This window comes from Novosphingobium kunmingense, from assembly GCF_002813245.1.
Lineage (GTDB): Bacteria > Pseudomonadota > Alphaproteobacteria > Sphingomonadales > Sphingomonadaceae > Novosphingobium > Novosphingobium kunmingense.
The window spans coordinates 468,566-484,721 of record NZ_PHUF01000004.1 but is presented as its reverse complement, the minus strand read 5'-3'; the positions used below and the strand labels follow the sequence as shown (position 1 = coordinate 484,721).

The window sequence follows — 16,156 nt, the reverse complement described above, 5'->3', positions numbered from 1 at the left end:
TCAATAAGCTGAAAAACCAACCAGGGCCGCACCTCTTTCAACCTACCGATCGTCGGGGGAGTGCAGTCTATTATGGGTACGCAGATCACGGGTGCCGGCGGCACCACCACGTCGTTCTCGAACACGCCGCAGGCCACTTGCGATAGTTACACCTATTCCGAGGACGATCTCCTCGATCGTCCCGAGCTGTACAACCAGACGTTCGATATCCTGACACTTGACGTCATGGCGAATGATCTGGGCGGAAAGGCCAAGACGCTGTTCTCCATCGACGATGGTTTTGGCAACGCGCTCGACGTTTCGCAGACCGACTTGCTGTCCAAGGATACCAACAGCTGCTGGGAAAAGACGGCGCTCGGCAACCAAATCCGCATCATCAACGGCAAGGTGGAGTTCCAGCTGCGCGACAGCGCCGGCAACGTGGTTGACGTCAACTCGCTTAGCGCCGGGCAAACGATCAGCGACTCGTTCACTTATGCGATCAAGCTCGGCAACGGCACGCTCAGCTGGGCGCGGGTCAACGTGACGTTGACCGGCAGCAACGACGGTCCGGACATCGAACTGGTGGGCAGCGATAGCGCTGTGGCAAACCTGGCCGAAACGAATGCCGGCTTGTCCACGTCTGGCACGCTGACGGTCAAGGATCCTGATACCGGTGACACGGTGACGGCCGCTGTCGACAGCGTGACCGCGAGCGGAACCGGGGGGACCAACTTTACCAATGCCGCGCTCAAGGCAATGCTCTCCGTCACAGCCGGCCCGGTCGCAGCAGACGGCGAACTGCACAATCTGACCTGGACTTTCAATTCCGGAGGAGAGGCTTTCAATTACCTCGCCGCTGGCGAATCTCTCGTCCTGACCTACTCCATCAAGGCGTCCGACAGCGCGCCAGGTGATCTCAAGAAGAGTGATGTCCAGACCGTCGCGGTCACGATAAACGGCACGAACGATGCGCCCGACATTGCCGTCCAGTCCGGCGACAGCGCCTCTGCCGGCCTGACCGAAGGCAACGCCGGCCTGTCCACCTCGGGCACGCTCACCGTGATCGATCCCGACACCAGCGACAGCGTCAGCGCCACCGTGCAAAGCGTGTCGGCTGATGGACCCGGGGCTGCCGGTCTCGACAACGCTGCGCTGAAGGCCATGCTGTCGGTCACCGCGGGGCCGATCGCCGCCGATGCGGGCAGCAGCCACAACCTGGGCTGGAGCTTCGCTTCAGGCGGCCAGGCGTTCAACTTCCTTGCCGCCGGCGAGCAGCTGGTCCTGACCTACACCATCGCGGTCGGCGACGGCCACGGCGGCAGCGACACCCAGACCGTCACCGTCACCATCACAGGCACCAACGATGCGGCGACGATCACCGGCGATACCGGCGGCAACGTCGTCGAGGATACCGCACTCTCGACCGCGGTGTCCGGGACCCTGACGGTTGCCGATGTCGACAACGGCGAAGCGGTGTTCCAGGTTCCGGCGGCGGCGGCGCTCGCGGGCGACTATGGCGCGTTCACCTTCGTGCCGGCGACGGGGGCATGGACCTTCACGCTCGACAACACCAAGCCGGCAACCCAGGCGCTGGCCAAGGACCAGATCGCGACGCAATCGCTGACCGTGACCTCGTTCGACGGCACCGCCAGCGAAACGATCGCGGTCACGATAACCGGCACCAACGATAGCCCGGTGATCGGCGTGGCAAGCGATTCGGTCGCCGCTGTTTCAGAGGGCGATGACGGTTCGTCGCAGAGCGATTCCGGGCAGATGACGGCAACCGATGTCGACCACGGAGCGACGCAGGCCTGGTCGATCAGCGCACAGGCCGCCCTCGGAACGGCAACGATCGATGCCGATGGTTACTGGACCTACGCGACCGTCGATAGCGGCGTGGTCGATGCCCTGGCCGTGGGCCAGACATTGGGCGACGTCTTCACCGTCCAGGTTGCCGACGGCAAGGGCGGCTTCGATACCAAACAGGTCCAGGTCACCATTGCCGGCACCAACGATGGCCCCGAAATAAGGCAGTTGGGCGGCGATACCGTCGCCGATACAGTTGCAGAGACCAACGCCGGCCTGAACGTCACGGGCAAAGTCAGCGTGATCGACGTCGATACGCTCGACACGGTGACGGCCTCGGTCACCGCGGTGTCGCTGACGGGCGACAAGACCGACAAGGTTGCGGCCACCGCAGCGCTGGACATGATGACCGTTACCGATGGTACGATCGCCGCCAATGCAGGCGACAGCAACAACCTGACCTGGACCTTCAATTCGGGCACCCAGGCGTTCGATTTCCTTGCTGTCGGCCAGTCGCTTACGCTCACCTATACCATTCGGGTCGAAGACGGCCACGGCGGCTTCGACGAGCAGCTCGTTTCGGTGACGGTCACGGGCACCAACGACGGGCCGGTCGGTTCGGCCAGCGAGATCCTTGCGCTCGGAACCGAGGACACGCCTTATGTCGTGACCGCAGCGCAGCTGCTTCAGGGCTTCGGCGACGTCGATGGCGATAGCCTGACGGTTGCCAACCTCGTTGCCGATCACGGCAGCGTCACCGCAAACCCTGACGGCAGCTTCACCATCACGCCGACCGCGAACTACAATGGTCCGGTTATCCTCACCTATACCGTAAGCGACGGGCACGGCGCTTCGATCGGCGGCACGCAGAACTTCTCGCTGACGGCGGTGACCGACCTTTCGGCTGGCCATGACAGCTTCTCGGGCACGGAGGACACGCAGCTCAGCGGATCGGTCGCGGGCAACGACAGCACGACATCGGGCGGTATGCTGACCTATGCCGTGGCGACCGGTCCAGCGAACGGCACCCTGAGCTTCAACACCGACGGCAGCTTCACCTACAATCCGGCGCCCAACAGCAGCGGGCCGGACAGCTTCACCTACACCGTGACAGACGCCGCTGCGGACGAAAGCGCCACGCGCACAGTCGACCTGTCGATCGCTGCGGTCAACGATCCGGCGGTGATCGGCGGCAACACGGCCCGCGCGATCGTCGAGGATGCGGTGCCCAACACCGTCAGCGGCGACCTCGATTCGGCGGACGTCGACAATCCGTCCGACAGCTGGACCGTGGTGTCGAGCCCGACCGTCTCGGTCAACGGCTATGGCACCTATACGATCGATGCCACGGGGCACTGGACCTTCACGCTCGACAATACGTCCACTCAAGTCCAGCAGTTGACGGCGACCCAGTCGTTGACCGACACCTTTACCGTCGCAACCGTGGACGGCACCCAGCAACAGGTGACGGTGACGATCAAGGGTGCCAACGATCCGGCGACGATTGGCGGCACTCTAACCGATAGCGTGGCAGAGGCCGGCGCACTGTCGGCTGGAAATTCTACGGCTGGCGGAACGTTGACGATCGCAGACGTTGATAGCGGCGAGGCGAAATTCGCAGCCCCGGCGACACTTGTCGGATCCTATGGCACCTTCACGTTCAACACTGCGTCGGGCGCGTGGACCTACCAGCTCGATAACGCGCGCGCGGCAACGCAGGCCCTGACTCAGGGCCAGATCGTTTACGACTATCTGAATGTCGGCTCGTTTGATGGAACCGCAAACGACCAAGTCTATGTAAAGATCCTGGGCGCGAACGACGCGGCGGTGATCGGGGGCGCATTGACCGGCTCTGTGACCGAGGCAACGCCATCGAACACAGGAGTGCCGACTGCAACCGGCGACCTCAATTCAACCGACGTCGATGGCGCGAACGATGCCTGGACTGCGATCGCGGTCCCGGTCACGACGGCCACCGGATATGGCAGTTATGTCATCGATTCGACCGGGCACTGGACCTATACGCTGAACAACGCCAACCCTGTCATCGAGGCGCTGAATACCGGCGACACCCGCTTTGACAGCTTCACCGTGACGACGGCCGACGGGACTAGTGCCACGATTGCGATCACGATCAACGGGCGGACCGATGTCAGTGCTATTCCGCCGCCAACTGTCTACTCCGGCATCGGAGATAGTAACGACAAGGACGGCTTTACCACCGGCGCCGTTCCCTACTCTACGCTTGGCAATAATGACCTCGGCGGCAACAACGTCGTCTATGGGACGGCTGGAAACGATGTCATCGATGTGAAGGCAGGCACCGACACCGTGTACTCCTGGGGCGGAACCGACACAGTCATAGGCGGTTCCGGGGGTGATACGATCTATGGCGGGACGGGCGACGATACGATCTTTGGCGATGCCGGCTCGGATAAACTTTACGGTGGATCCGGCAACGATACGGTCATCGGCGATCAGGACGATGATCTAATTCTTGGCGGTTTCGGGGCAGACACACTGACCGGCAACCAAGGCAACGATATCTTCCAGTTCATCGATCTACACGACACCAACGATACAATCACCGATTTCAACCACGCCAACGATACGCTGAACTTCGCACTTTTGGATATCAACGATGGTCAGGCGGGCGTGCAGAAGTTCGCCTACCACGGCACCACGGCGACGGCTTATGGTTTGTGGCATCAGGTGATCGGGGGCAACACGGTCATCTACGGCGATACTGACGGAATTCTGACCACAGCCGAGTTCATGATAACGTTGACGGGCAACAATCTGGGCCTCGACGCCACCGACTTCGCGTTCGTCTGATCGCATATTCACTATTGATGCTTCCGCCCGCGGTTTCCCCTCGGAACCGCGGGCGGCTTCCTTTTGACAGGGGCGCGGTTTGGGGCGATTGGGGGGTAATGGCAAAGCAACCCAAGAAACCGACCAATCCCCCCAAGACCACCGTCAAACCCGAAGACAAGCGGCTGCACCGGCGGCGCTTCTACAAGGCCGAGCAGGAAGCAAGTTTCGTCGAGGCGCACGGGCATACCACCCCGCAGACCCGCGATCCGGCCTACCGCCTCGCCTTCCGCGACACCGACTTCCTGCTGCGCGAGGAGCTGCGTCCGGTCCGCTTCCAGCTCGAACTGCTGAAGTGCGAGATGCTGCTCGAGGAGGCGAAGATCGGCTCCACGCTGGTGTGCTATGGTTCGGCCCGAATTCCCGCGCCTGAAATGGCCGAGGAAGCCCTCAAGTCGGCCACCACGCCGGAACGCAAGGCCGTGGTCGAACGGCTGGTGGCGAACTCGAAATACTATGAGGAAGCGCGCCAGCTGGCGAACATCGCGGCGAGCAAGCGGATCGTCGAGGAAGGGATGCAGCAGTTCGTCGTCTGCTCGGGCGGCGGCCCCTCGATCATGGAGGCGGCGAACCGCGGCGCGGTGGAGGCCGGTGCGGAGACGATCGGCCTCAACATCGTGCTGCCGCACGAACAGGCGCCCAACGAATATGTGACGCCGCACCTCGCATTTCAGTTCCACTACTTCGCGCTGCGCAAGATGCATTTCCTGCTGCGCGCCAAGGCGGTGGCGGTGTTCCCCGGCGGCTTCGGCACGCTGGACGAGTTCATGGAGCTGCTGACCCTGATCCAGACCGGCAAGATGAAGCCGATCCCGATCCTGCTGTTCGGGCGCGAGTTCTGGAGCAAGGTGATCAACTTCGACGCCCTTGCCGAGGAAGGCGTGATCAACCCTGCCGATCTCGACCTGTTCCACTGGGTGGAGCGGGCCGAGGACGGCTGGAAGATCATCTGCGATTTCTACGACCTGGGCGCCAAGGTCAGCCGCGTGCCTCCGCGTGTCCAAGCGGACCGTGGCCAGACCCGAACCCCGGCGCAGCGCGCAAAGCGGACCTGACGTAGAGCCGGGCGCGGTCGATCGCCTCGGCGAGTGGCAGGCCCCTGCCGAGGTGGGTGGCGATCGCGCTCGAGAGGGTGCAACCGGTGCCGTGGGTGTGCGGCGTGTCGATCCGCGTGCCTTCGAAAGCCAGGCTGTGGCCGTCCGGCTGAACGAGCAAGTCGACCAACCGGTCCCCCTCCAGGTGCCCGCCCTTGGCCAGCACCGCCACGCTGTACTGCCCGGCCAAGCTTGCCGCAGCAGCCTGCATTTCAGCCAGCGTTCGCGGCTCGGTGCCGGTCAGCACGCCCAGTTCGGGCAGGTTCGGCGTTAGCAGCGTGGCGATGGGGAACAGGCGGCTCTTCATCGCTTCGATCGTGTCGCTGGAGGTCAGCAGCGACCCCGACGTCGCAACCATGACCGGATCGAGCACGATGGGAAACCGTTCCAGCCCGGGCGGCTTCGATCCCTTTGCAAACCCGGCAGCGGACCGCGCGCCGACTTCAGGGAGAAGCACGAGCGCGGCCGCGACGTGGCGGACCATCTCCTCGGTGCCCAGCATGCCGATCTTGATTGCATCGCAGCCGATATCCTCGACGCAGCTCGCGATCTGCTGGAGGATGAAATCGCCGTCGATATGGCGCACGGCCTGGACGCCCAGCGTGTTCTGCGCTGTCAGGGCGGTGATCGCGGTCATGGCATAGCCGCCCAGAACCGTGATCGTCTTGATATCGGCCTGGATCCCGGCGCCGCCCGAGCTGTCAGATCCGGCAATGGAGAGGATGCGGGGCGGGGACATCAGCCCGTGAACTTGCGCACGATGGAAGGTGGGTGCTTGGCGTGGAGCGCCTTGGCACGGGTTGGCCGGTCGAGCAATTCGCCGCCGCAATTCGGGCAGCGTTCGTCCATCGCGTCGGCGCATTCGGTGCAGAAGGTGCATTCGAACGAGCATATGAAGGCGCCGGGCAGATCGGCCGGTAGGTCGGTGCCGCAGCGTTCGCAATCGGGGCGCATTTCAAGGGTCATGCCGCAGCCTCCTTCACCGCTTCGCAGATCCTGTCGACCACGCGCTCGACCTCTCCGGCATCGTCCCCTTCGGCCATCACGCGGATGACCGGCTCGGTGCCCGAGGGCCTTATGACGAGGCGGCCCTGGCCGGCAAGCTGCGCTTCGGCGTCCGCGATCACCGCCTTGACCCGCGCATCGTCGAGCGGCTTGCCGCCGCCGAAGCGCACGTTCTTGAGCAGTTGCGGCACCGGATCGAACAGGTGGAGAAGGTCGCTCGCCTTCTTCCCCGACTGGACCAGCGCGGCCAGTACCTGCAGCGCGGCAACCGTGCCGTCGCCGGTGGTGCCGTGGTCAAGCAGGATCATGTGGCCCGACTGCTCGCCGCCAAGGTTGTAGCCTTCGGCCTTCATCTTTTCGAGCACGTGCCGGTCGCCCACCCTGGTACGCTCGAGCGTCAGCCCCTGCCCGGCGAGGTAGCGTTCGAGGCCGAGGTTCGACATCACCGTCGCCACCACGCCGCCGCCGCGCAATTCGCCGCGTGCGGCCAGCCGGGTGCCGATCAGCGCCATGATCTGGTCGCCGTCGACGGTCTGGCCCTTCTCGTCTACCACGATCAGGCGGTCGGCATCGCCATCCAGCGCAATGCCGATATCGGCGCCGCTGGCGACGACCGTTTCCTTGATCAGGTCGAGATGGGTCGAACCGCACTTGGCGTTGATGTTGGTGCCGTTGGGACTGACCCCGATCGAGATGACGTCCGCACCCAGTTCCCACATCGCCGACGGCGCGACCTGGTAGGCGGCGCCGTTGGCGCAATCGACCACGATCTTGAGCCCGTCGAGCCGGACGTCGTCGGGCAGCGATCCCTTGACCGCGTGGATATAGCGTCCGCGCGCGTCCTCGATCCGGCGCGCGCGGCCGATATCGGTGGCCGGCGCCAGCGGCAGGTCCTGCTCGAGCATGGCCTCGATCGCCAGTTCGTCCTCGTCAGACAGCTTGAAGCCGTCTGGCCCGAACAGCTTGATGCCGTTGTCCTCGTAGGGGTTGTGGCTGGCCGAGATCATCACGCCCACGTCGGCGCGCAGCTCGCGCGTCAACATGGCGATGGCGGGCGTGGGCAGCGGGCCGGTCAGCACAACGTCCATGCCGACGCTGGTGAAGCCCGCGACCAGCGCGTTCTCGATCATGTAGCCCGACAGGCGGGTGTCCTTGCCGATCACCACGCGGTGGCGGTGGCTGCCGCGCAGGAAGCGGGTTCCGGCCGCCTGGCCGACTTTCATGGCTACCGCCGCAGTCATCACCCCCGCGTTGGTCAGCCCGCGGATTCCGTCTGTTCCGAAATAGTTGCGTCCCATGCCCTTATCCGTGCAAACCGCCTCACTCGCGGGAAATTGCTATGTCCCCGCGCGCCGTTAATGTCACGTGACGATACCGTCATATTCCCCGGAGCCAAGCTGCATGACGACCCGAACCGAAGCCGCCAAGTTTCCGGAAATACGGGTCCCGGCGGGCCTGACCTTCGCCGGACTGGCGCTGGGCTTCGCGGTCGGGGTGATGCTGGCAGGGACACCGGCGCTGGACATCTTGCTCCGCTTTGCCGAGCCGGCAGGAACCCTGTGGCTGCGGGCGCTGCAACTGACTATCCTCCCGCTGGTCATCGGGCTCGTCTACACCGGCATCTCGCAAACGCTCGAGGCGGCGGGCGGCGGGGCGTTGGCGCGCCGCGCGGTTATCACCTTCTGCGTGATCCTGCTCGCTTCGGGAACGGTATCGGCCATCTTGGTCCCCGGGCTCCTGACCGCGTTCCCGATCCCCGAACGCGCCGCCGCCGCGCTAAGCGGCGGGGCGGCCGAAGCGGGCACCGTGCCGGGCTTCGCCGAGATCCTCAAGGCGATGATGCCGAGCAACATCTTCGAGGCGGCGAGCACCGGGGCCATGCTGCCGATCGTGCTGTTCGTGGCCGTTCTTGCCGTGGCGGCGACCCGCATCGCGAGCGAACCCCGGCGCCAGCTGGGGCTGCTGTTCGAAGGCGTGGCGGCGGCGATGATGGTGGTGATCGGCTGGGTGCTGATGCTGGCGCCGATCGGCGTGTTCGGCCTTGCCGTGACCCTGGCCGCGGCGAGCGGCGCCGAGGCCATCGCAGCGCTGGCGCACTACATCGTGATCGTGGTCGCCGCCGGGACGGTCGTGCTGCTCGGCTGTTTCCTGTTCGGCGTCATTGCCGGCAAGCGATCCCCCTTCGCCTTCGCCAGAGCACTGGTGCCGGTTTATGCCGTTGCGATCTCGACCCAGTCGTCGCTGGCCAGCCTGCCAGCCATGCTCGGGGCCACCCGCCGGCTTGGCGTGCGCGAATCGACCGCCGATTTCGTCTTGCCACTGGCGGTCGCGATCTTCCGCGCGACCAGCCCGGCGATGAACATGGGCGTGGCGATCTACTGCGCCTACCTGACGGGAACCACTCTGGGCCCACTGGCCCTGGTAGCCGGCGTGCTGGTGGCCTTCCTTGTCTCGCTCAGTTCGGTCTCGCTGCCCGGCACGCTCAGCTTCGTCATCTCGGTCGGGCCGATCGCCCAGGCCATGGGCGTGCCGATCGGGCCGCTTGCCCTGCTGGTGGCGGTCGAGGTGCTGCCCGACATCATGCGCACATTGGGCAACGTCACCGGCGACGTCGCGGTGACAGCCGTGGTGGATCGCGAGCCGCAGGCGGATCCTGCCTAGATCTCTTCCGGCTCACTTTCCGGGAACAGCGGTTCGCCGAAGATGAAGCCGATCAGGTTGGGCTGGCCCACGTGGTGGAACAGCGCGGTCAGCACCAGCAGCATCGGCATGGCCAGCAGGGCCCCTGTAACGCCCCAAATCCAGTAGAAGAAGCTGATTGCGGCAAGGATCATCACCGGGTTCAGGGTAAAGCGCCGACCCAGCACGGCGGGCGTCACCAGGTTCGCCTCGACCGCGTGCAGGCCAAGGTAGAGCAGCGCCGGGACCAGGCCTTCGAACACCGTATCGGCATTGCCGAGCCCGAACAGAGCCAGCAACACCATCATTACCAGAGGGCCGAGGTAGGGCAGGAAGTTGAGCATGGCGGCCAGCGCGCCCCACATCAGCGGCGCATCGAGCCCAAGCGCCGCCGCGCCCAGCGTAACGATCGCGCCGACGCCCAGGTTGATGAGCCCGACCGTCGCCATGTACGAGGCGACCAGATCCTGCACCTCGCGCAGCACCCGCGCCGCCTTGAGGCCGGCGTAGCCGTGGATGCGATCGTGAAGCAGGCGCTCGCGCATCCGCACGCGCGATTCGATCATGAAGAAGCTCATCAGCACGGTGACCAGCACCTCGATCACCACGGCAGGGGTCGCGAAGACGAATTGTTCGACCACGTTCGGCCCGGCCAGCACCACCTCGCGCGCCTTGTTGTGGCCGCCCAGGCGATCGAGTGTGGCACTGATGTCGTTCAGCCAGCCAAGGTTCCCGCGGAGTTGCGACAGGCGCTGGGTCACCTTCTGGGTCATCGACGGCAACTGGTCGAAGGTTTCGACCATCGGCTGCATGATCGCCGACAGAAGCACGCCGAACAGGCCCAGCGCGAGGACCAGCGCCAGGAACGAGGCAAGCGCATTGGGCAGGCTCAGCCTGGAAAGCTGGTCGGCCAGGGGCGAGACGAGGATCGACAGGATCAAGGCGGCGGTCAGCGGCAGGAACACCACCGATCCGATCATCAACACGAAGGGCAACGCCAGAAGCACGCCGACCGCCAGCAACAGCATGATCGCCGACAGCATGCGCACCTGCTGCTCGGCGCGGTCGTGAACCGGCTCGGGTGGGGTCTCGCTCTGCTTGTCCATGACCCGTCCGCCTCCCGAAATTGCATTGCCCTGGCAGGGGCTTAACGCTCGTTCGCGGCGAAGGCTCCGCTACAGCGCCTTTTCATAGATGGTGTATTCCTTGTTGACGTTGCTGTCGATTGCCTCGGCGATGGCGTTCATCCCCTGGTTGTCGTCAAGGATCCAGCCGATCTCGCCGCGGGTCGCGCCATAGTTGGCCAGCGCGTTGCGGCGGATGAACTCGATCATCATGAAGGCGAGCTGGCTGGCCAGCCGGCTCGACTGGTATTTCCTGACCACGCCCATCAGCGGTACGCGCATGGTCCGCACCCTGGGCGCGCGCAGCCAGGCCAGGAGCTTGATCCAGCCGAACGGAAACAGCTTGCCGTGCATCGGCTTGACCACTTCATTGAGGTCGGGCAGGGTCATCATGAAGGCGACCGGTTCGCCCTCGTACTCCGCGACCATGATCAGATCCTCGCGCACGATCGGTTTGAACTTCTTGCCGGCATAGGCGATCTCGCGGTCGGTGAAGGGCACGAAGCCCCAGTTGTCCGACCACGCATCGTTGAGGATCGACAGGATCAGCGCGGCTTCCTCGTCGAAGCGGCTCTTGTCGACGTTGCGGATGCGGATCTTGGCGTTCTTCTCGCCGGACTGCACGATCCGCTGGATCAGCGGCGGGAAGGTCTGCGTGATGTCCAGTTCGTAGGTCTTGAGGACCTTGGCCGGCGTATAGGCCAGCGCCTCGATGTAATGCTGGTAGCGTTCGGGCTGGTGTCCCATCATCACCGTCGGCGAATGGTCGAAGCCTTTGGTCAGCTGGCCCGGTTCCTCCCAGATCGACATCGACAGCGGCGCCAGCACGCGGGTCATGCCCTTGTCGCGCAGCCAGTCCTCGGCCCGGGCGATGAGGGCCTGGGCGGCCGCCTCATCTTCGGCTTCGAGCAGGCCCCAGTTGCCGGTGCCCGGGCCCATGCCCTGCGCCGCCGGCTGGGCAAGCGCCAGCCGGTCGATATGGGCCGAGATCCGGCCGACGATCGCCTCGCCCCGCTTGGCCAGGAACAGCTGGACGTCGGCATGGTCGAAAAACGGGTTTTTGCCCGGCGTGACCAGTTCCAGCGCCTCCATCCGCAGCGGCGCCACCCAGGCCGGATCACCCGCGTTCAAGCGATAGGCCAGATCGACGAAGGCAGCCCGTTCAGCCTTGGTTTGGACCGGAATGATAAAAAGGTCTGCTTTTGCCACGATCATGCCTTTGTTGGGGTGCAGGGGGCGCTTGCGATTGGGCCGACTGGATTGTCAAGCTCGCCTTGGCGACCCATTTCGGCAGAAATGTGAACAGGGTGGTCACGGCTGCCCCGGATCAATGCGGAATCGATAGACGAATGAGCGTACACCAACCCATTACCGCGAAAAGCGGCGCTTCGGCGGCCGAACGGTTTGCCGCCATTCCCGACGACATGGCGATGCTGCGCGCCGCGGTGGAGCTGACGCGCGACATTTCTGCCGCGCGGGGCAGTATCTACTGGACCGACATGCTGGTTTCGGCGGCGGTCGGCTATGCCGGGATTGCCGGCGCGATCCTGTTCGACGACGGTTGGGCCGCGCTCGCCAGCGCCGCGGTGGCAGTGGTTGCTCTGTACCGCGCGTTGTTGTTCATCCACGAATTGACCCACATCCACCGCACCGCCCTTCCGGGGTTCCGCTTCGGCTGGAATCTCCTGGTCGGCATTCCGATGTTGACGCCGTCGTTCATGTACGAAGGCGTGCACACCCTGCACCACGCGCGGACCCGCTATGGCACCAAGGAAGACCCCGAATACCTGCCGCTCGCGCTGATGAAGCCGTGGAGCTTGCCGGTCTTCGCACTTGTCGCCCTGTTGCTGCCGGTCGGCCTGCTGATCCGCTCGGCCGTGCTGGTGCCGCTGGGCGCGATCGTCCCGCCGCTGCGCACGCTGGTCTGGGAACGCGCCAGCGCGCTGTCGATCAACCCCGATTTCCGCCGCCGCGCGCCCGAGGGCGACTTTGCCCGGATGGTGTTCTGGCAGGAACTGGGTGCTTCGGTCTGGGCCTGGTGCCTCCTTGCCAGCACGCTGTGGCTGGGCTGGCGCCCGCTGCTGATCGCGCTGGCGATCGTGTCGGTCACCGCGCTGTTCAACCAGGTGCGCACCCTGGTTGCCCACCTGTGGGAGAACGAGGGCGATCCGATGACGGTGACCGCGCAATACCTCGATTCGGTCAACGTTCCGCCGCCGGGCCTCTGGGCCGAGGTCTGGGCCCCGGTCGGCCTGCGCTATCATGCGCTGCACCACCTGCTGCCCTCGATGCCGTATCATTCGCTGCCCGAGGCGCACCGCCGCCTGCGCGACCAGCTTGGCGAGGCGTCGACCTACCGCAAGGCGAACTATCCGGGGCTGTTCCCGCTGATGGCACGGCTGGCGCGGAGCACGATGCTGCCGCGCTGAGGGGTCATTCCTCGGTGCGGACCAAGACGGTTTCGCCGACCAGGGCAAACAGCAGAAAGGGCGCCCAGGCCGCGATCAACGGCGGGTAGCCGCCGAAGTTGCCCATGGCGAGTGCGGCGTTGTCGACCACGAAATAGGCAAAGCCCAGCGCCATGCCGACGATCGCGCGAACCAGCAATTGGCCCGACCGCGCGAGGCCGAAGGCCGCGACCGAGCCGAGCAGCGGCATCAGCAGCGCCGAAAGCGGGCCCGAGATCTTGTGCCACCACTTCCCGTCGAGCGCGTCGGTGCGGCGTCCGGCATCGCGCAGCGCACCGATCTGCTGACCCAGCGTCACGATGTTCTCGCCATCGGGATCGACCCGGCTGATCGCGACCTGCGCCGGGGTAAGCGTCGGCGCGACGACCGTGTTGCCGAGCTTCTGCGTCGCGGTCTGCGCGACGTCGAAGGCGGTCGGGGCCTGGAGCGTCCAGCCGGGGTTGGCATAGGTTGCTCGCGCGCTGCGCAGCTGCTGCAGGACCATACCGCCCGAATCGCGGCGGTAGAAGGTGACGTCTTCCATCACCGTCGCCGCGCCGCTGCCCGAAACGGTCCGCGCAGCCAGGATATCGTTCCCGTCGCGCAGGTAGACGTTGGACCGCGTGCCGGTTTCGGCGGGAATCGGGTAATAGTTGAGCTCGCCCCAGGTCTTGAGGGTCCCGGTGCTCTTGGCGACGACCGTCTCGTTGAACACGAAACTGACCAGCGACACGGCCCCTGCCACCAGCAGCAGCGGCGCCAGCACCTGGTGTGCCGACAGGCCGGCGGCGCGCATGGCGATCACCTCGCTGTTCTGGTTCAGCGGCCAGAAGGTGAACAGCGTCGCCAGCAGCACCGAATAAGGCAGGAATCGTGCGATCAGCTGCGGCACGTTCAATTGCACGAAGCGCCAGATTTCGGCCTGGCCGTTGCCGGGCACAGCCAGGATATCGCCGCTTTCGGACAGGAGCTGCAACGCCTGCAGCACGATCACCAGCAGCACCAGCACGCCCAGAATGCGGCCGATGAACAGCTTGGCGAGGTAGGACGTCAGCGTGCGCGAAGGGAACATCGAGGCGAGCATCACGCCGTCTCCACGGACGGCAGGCCGCGCTGCCGCCGGATCAGCTTGCCGATGCGCTTGCCCAGCGTGCTGGCGAACTTCTCGAGCGCGCCGATCGGCTGGCCGCCCGGCACGTAGGCGACGCGCCAGTACATCCACAGGATCAGTGCGGCAAACAGCACGAAGGGCCCCCACAGGATAAGGATCGGCGACAAGCGCCCGAGCGCGGCCACGGCCTGGCCATATTCGTTGATCTTGTGATAGGCGACGACCATCACGATCGATACGAACAACCCAAGCGATGAGGTCGACCGCTTGGGCGGGATCGCCAGAGCGACCGCCAGCAGCGGCAGCAGCAGCATCATCGCCACCTCGACAAGGCGGTAGGACAGGCTGGCCCGCGTCTCGTCCTTCATCTGCTTGGTGGCGTCCTGGCTCCACCCGATTTTCATCAGTTCGGGCAGGATGTATTCGCGTTCCTTCCCGCCGCGTTCGCGGAAGCGCTCGATCGCGGGCAGGTCGATCGGCAGGTCGTGGCGGGTGAAGGTCAGCACGCGGGCGCTCTGCTTGGGGTCGTCCTGGATGATCTGCCCGTCGGTCAGCCTCAGGATGATGGTGTTGGGGTTTTCCTTGAGCGCCAGGAACCGCCCCTCGCGCGCACTGATCGTCAGGACCTCGCCACGTTGGCTGTTTACGCGCGCGAAGATGCCGATCAGGCGGCGGCCTTCCTCGCGGCTCTGCTCGATGCGCAGGGCCATCTTGTCCTGCAGCGTGGTGAATTCACCCACCTTGATCGAGGCGCCAAGCGCGCCCGAGCGGAGTTCGAAGTCGAGCTGTTCGTACCAGTAGCGCGACAGCGGCTGGAGGTAGCCGACGATGACCAGGTTGACCGCGGCAAGCAGGATGGTCAGCGCATAGGGCATCCGCAGCAGGCGCGTGTAGCTGAGGCCGAGCGCGCGCATCACGTCGAGTTCGCTGCTGGTGGCAAGCTTGCGAAAGGCCATCAGGATGCCCAGCATCAGCCCCAGCGGGATCGCAAGGCTGGCATATTCGGGAAGCAGGTTGGCCAGCATCCGGAAGACCACGCCCACCGGTCCGCCCTCGCTCGCGACGAAGTCGAACAGCTTGAGCATCTTGTCGAGGATCAGCAGCGAGGCGGCGATCAGGAACACGGCCACCATCGGCCCCAGCGTCAGGCGCAGGATGTAGCGATCGATGGCGGGAAGGAACGTCAAGTGTTGCGGGCAATCGCTGCTTGGGGGACTGGCCTTCCATAACCATCCGGCGCGGTGGGCGAAAGCGCGAAAAGTGCCGCTGGCGCGATGCTTCGCCCCGGCATAAGGACAAGGCGTTGCGACAATCGGGGCAGGTCATGGACGGACAGCAGAAGACGACGACGGAAAACCATGCAGTGGCGCGGATCGGCTGGTTGCGCGCGGCCGTACTGGGCGCGAACGACGGCATCGTCTCGACCGCGAGCCTGATGGTCGGCGTCTCGGCCGCGGCGAGCGCCAAGCCCGAAGTGCTGGTCGCCGGCGTGGCCGGGCTGGTCGCCGGGGCGATGTCGATGGCCGCGGGCGAATATGTCTCTGTGTCGAGCCAGGCCGATACCGAGGCGGCGGACCTCGCGCGCGAACGCGGCGAACTGGCTACCAGACCCGAGCAGGAGCGCGAGGAACTGGCCACGATCTACCGCGAGCGCGGGCTGTCCGATGCCCTCGCGCTCGAGGTTGCCGATGCGCTGATGGCGAAAGACGCGCTGGCGGCCCATTCGCGCGACGAACTGGGCCTGTCGGAGACGACCCGCGCGCGGCCGTTGCAAGCCGCCTTCACTTCGGCGCTGACCTTCGCGGCCGGCGCGGCGTTGCCGCTGCTTGCCGCCTGGCTGCTGCCCTTGACGGAGATCCCGCTCTACGTCTCGCTTGCCGCGCTGGTCTTCCTGATGTTCCTCGGCGCGGTCGGCGCGGCTGCGGGAGGGGCGCCGGTCGGGCGCGCGGTACTGCGGGTTGCGTTCTGGGGCGCGCTGGCGATGGCTGCGACTTACGGGATCGGGCGGCTGTTCGGGACGAGTGTCGCCTGAGC

At 65.3% G+C, this 16,156-nt stretch carries 12 protein-coding genes; 5 read left to right on the top strand and 7 right to left on the bottom strand.

Annotated features, from left to right (window positions below; all coding sequences use genetic code 11):
- Positions 1-72 precede the first annotated feature (72 nt).
- Entirely contained in the window at positions 73-4,623 is a 4,551-nt protein-coding gene (locus tag B0I00_RS11755; RefSeq protein WP_100867561.1) for a beta strand repeat-containing protein, read from the top strand.
- Positions 4,624-4,721: 98 nt separating this feature from the next.
- Positions 4,722-5,717 (top strand): LOG family protein, encoded by a 996-nt coding sequence (locus B0I00_RS11750; RefSeq protein WP_100867560.1) that lies wholly within the window; start codon positions 4,722-4,724, stop codon positions 5,715-5,717.
- Here B0I00_RS11750 and thiD read toward each other — a convergent pair.
- Genes thiD through glmM form a run of 3 tightly spaced genes read right to left on the bottom strand, consistent with a single transcriptional unit; the run spans position 5,641 to position 8,059 of the window.
- Positions 5,641-6,495, bottom strand: coding sequence for a bifunctional hydroxymethylpyrimidine kinase/phosphomethylpyrimidine kinase (thiD, locus tag B0I00_RS11745; protein ID WP_100867559.1), 855 nt, complete (start codon positions 6,493-6,495; stop codon positions 5,641-5,643). The two genes, B0I00_RS11750 and thiD, sit on opposite strands and share 77 nt — an antisense overlap.
- Entirely contained in the window at positions 6,495-6,722 is a 228-nt protein-coding gene (locus B0I00_RS11740; protein WP_100867558.1) for a DUF1272 domain-containing protein, read from the bottom strand. Before B0I00_RS11740 ends, thiD begins: the two co-directional genes overlap by 1 nt.
- Entirely contained in the window at positions 6,719-8,059 is a 1,341-nt protein-coding gene (gene glmM, locus B0I00_RS11735) for a phosphoglucosamine mutase (protein WP_100867557.1), read from the bottom strand. The genes B0I00_RS11740 and glmM overlap by 4 nt, the downstream gene beginning before the upstream one ends.
- Before the next feature lie 103 nt (positions 8,060-8,162).
- On the opposite strand from glmM, the gene B0I00_RS11730 reads away from it, so the two are divergent.
- Positions 8,163-9,422 carry a dicarboxylate/amino acid:cation symporter gene (locus B0I00_RS11730; RefSeq protein ID WP_100867556.1) on the top strand — a complete coding sequence of 420 codons (1,260 nt, stop codon included), beginning with the start codon at positions 8,163-8,165 and terminating at the stop codon, positions 9,420-9,422.
- Here B0I00_RS11730 and B0I00_RS11725 read toward each other — a convergent pair.
- A complete protein-coding gene (locus B0I00_RS11725) occupies positions 9,419-10,546 on the bottom strand; it encodes an AI-2E family transporter (protein ID WP_100867555.1) in 1,128 nt (375 codons plus the stop codon). The two genes, B0I00_RS11730 and B0I00_RS11725, sit on opposite strands and share 4 nt — an antisense overlap.
- A 69-nt stretch (positions 10,547-10,615) precedes the next feature.
- The gene (locus B0I00_RS11720) at positions 10,616-11,779 is read right to left on the bottom strand and encodes an N-acetyltransferase (protein WP_408635235.1); all 1,164 of its coding nucleotides are present in this window, start codon (positions 11,777-11,779) and stop codon (positions 10,616-10,618) included.
- Between the two features lie 134 nt (positions 11,780-11,913).
- Between B0I00_RS11720 and B0I00_RS11715 the strand changes: the two genes are divergently transcribed.
- Positions 11,914-12,993: a fatty acid desaturase family protein gene (locus tag B0I00_RS11715; protein WP_100867554.1), complete on the top strand. Its 1,080-nt coding sequence runs from the start codon at positions 11,914-11,916 to the stop codon at positions 12,991-12,993.
- Positions 12,994-12,997: 4 nt separating this feature from the next.
- On the opposite strand, the gene lptG is transcribed toward B0I00_RS11715, so the two are convergent.
- Together lptG and lptF are read right to left on the bottom strand one after the other, a co-directional pair.
- Positions 12,998-14,095: an LPS export ABC transporter permease LptG gene (lptG, locus tag B0I00_RS11710; protein ID WP_100867553.1), complete on the bottom strand. Its 1,098-nt coding sequence runs from the start codon at positions 14,093-14,095 to the stop codon at positions 12,998-13,000.
- Complete coding sequence (gene lptF / locus B0I00_RS11705; protein WP_100867552.1) at positions 14,095-15,309, bottom strand: LPS export ABC transporter permease LptF; 1,215 nt, start codon at positions 15,307-15,309, stop codon at positions 14,095-14,097. The genes lptG and lptF overlap by 1 nt, the downstream gene beginning before the upstream one ends.
- A gap of 137 nt (positions 15,310-15,446) precedes the next feature.
- Here lptF and B0I00_RS11700 point away from each other — a divergent pair, with 137 nt between their 5' ends.
- Complete coding sequence (locus tag B0I00_RS11700) at positions 15,447-16,154, top strand: VIT1/CCC1 transporter family protein (RefSeq protein ID WP_100867551.1); 708 nt, start codon at positions 15,447-15,449, stop codon at positions 16,152-16,154.
- Positions 16,155-16,156 lie beyond the last annotated feature (2 nt).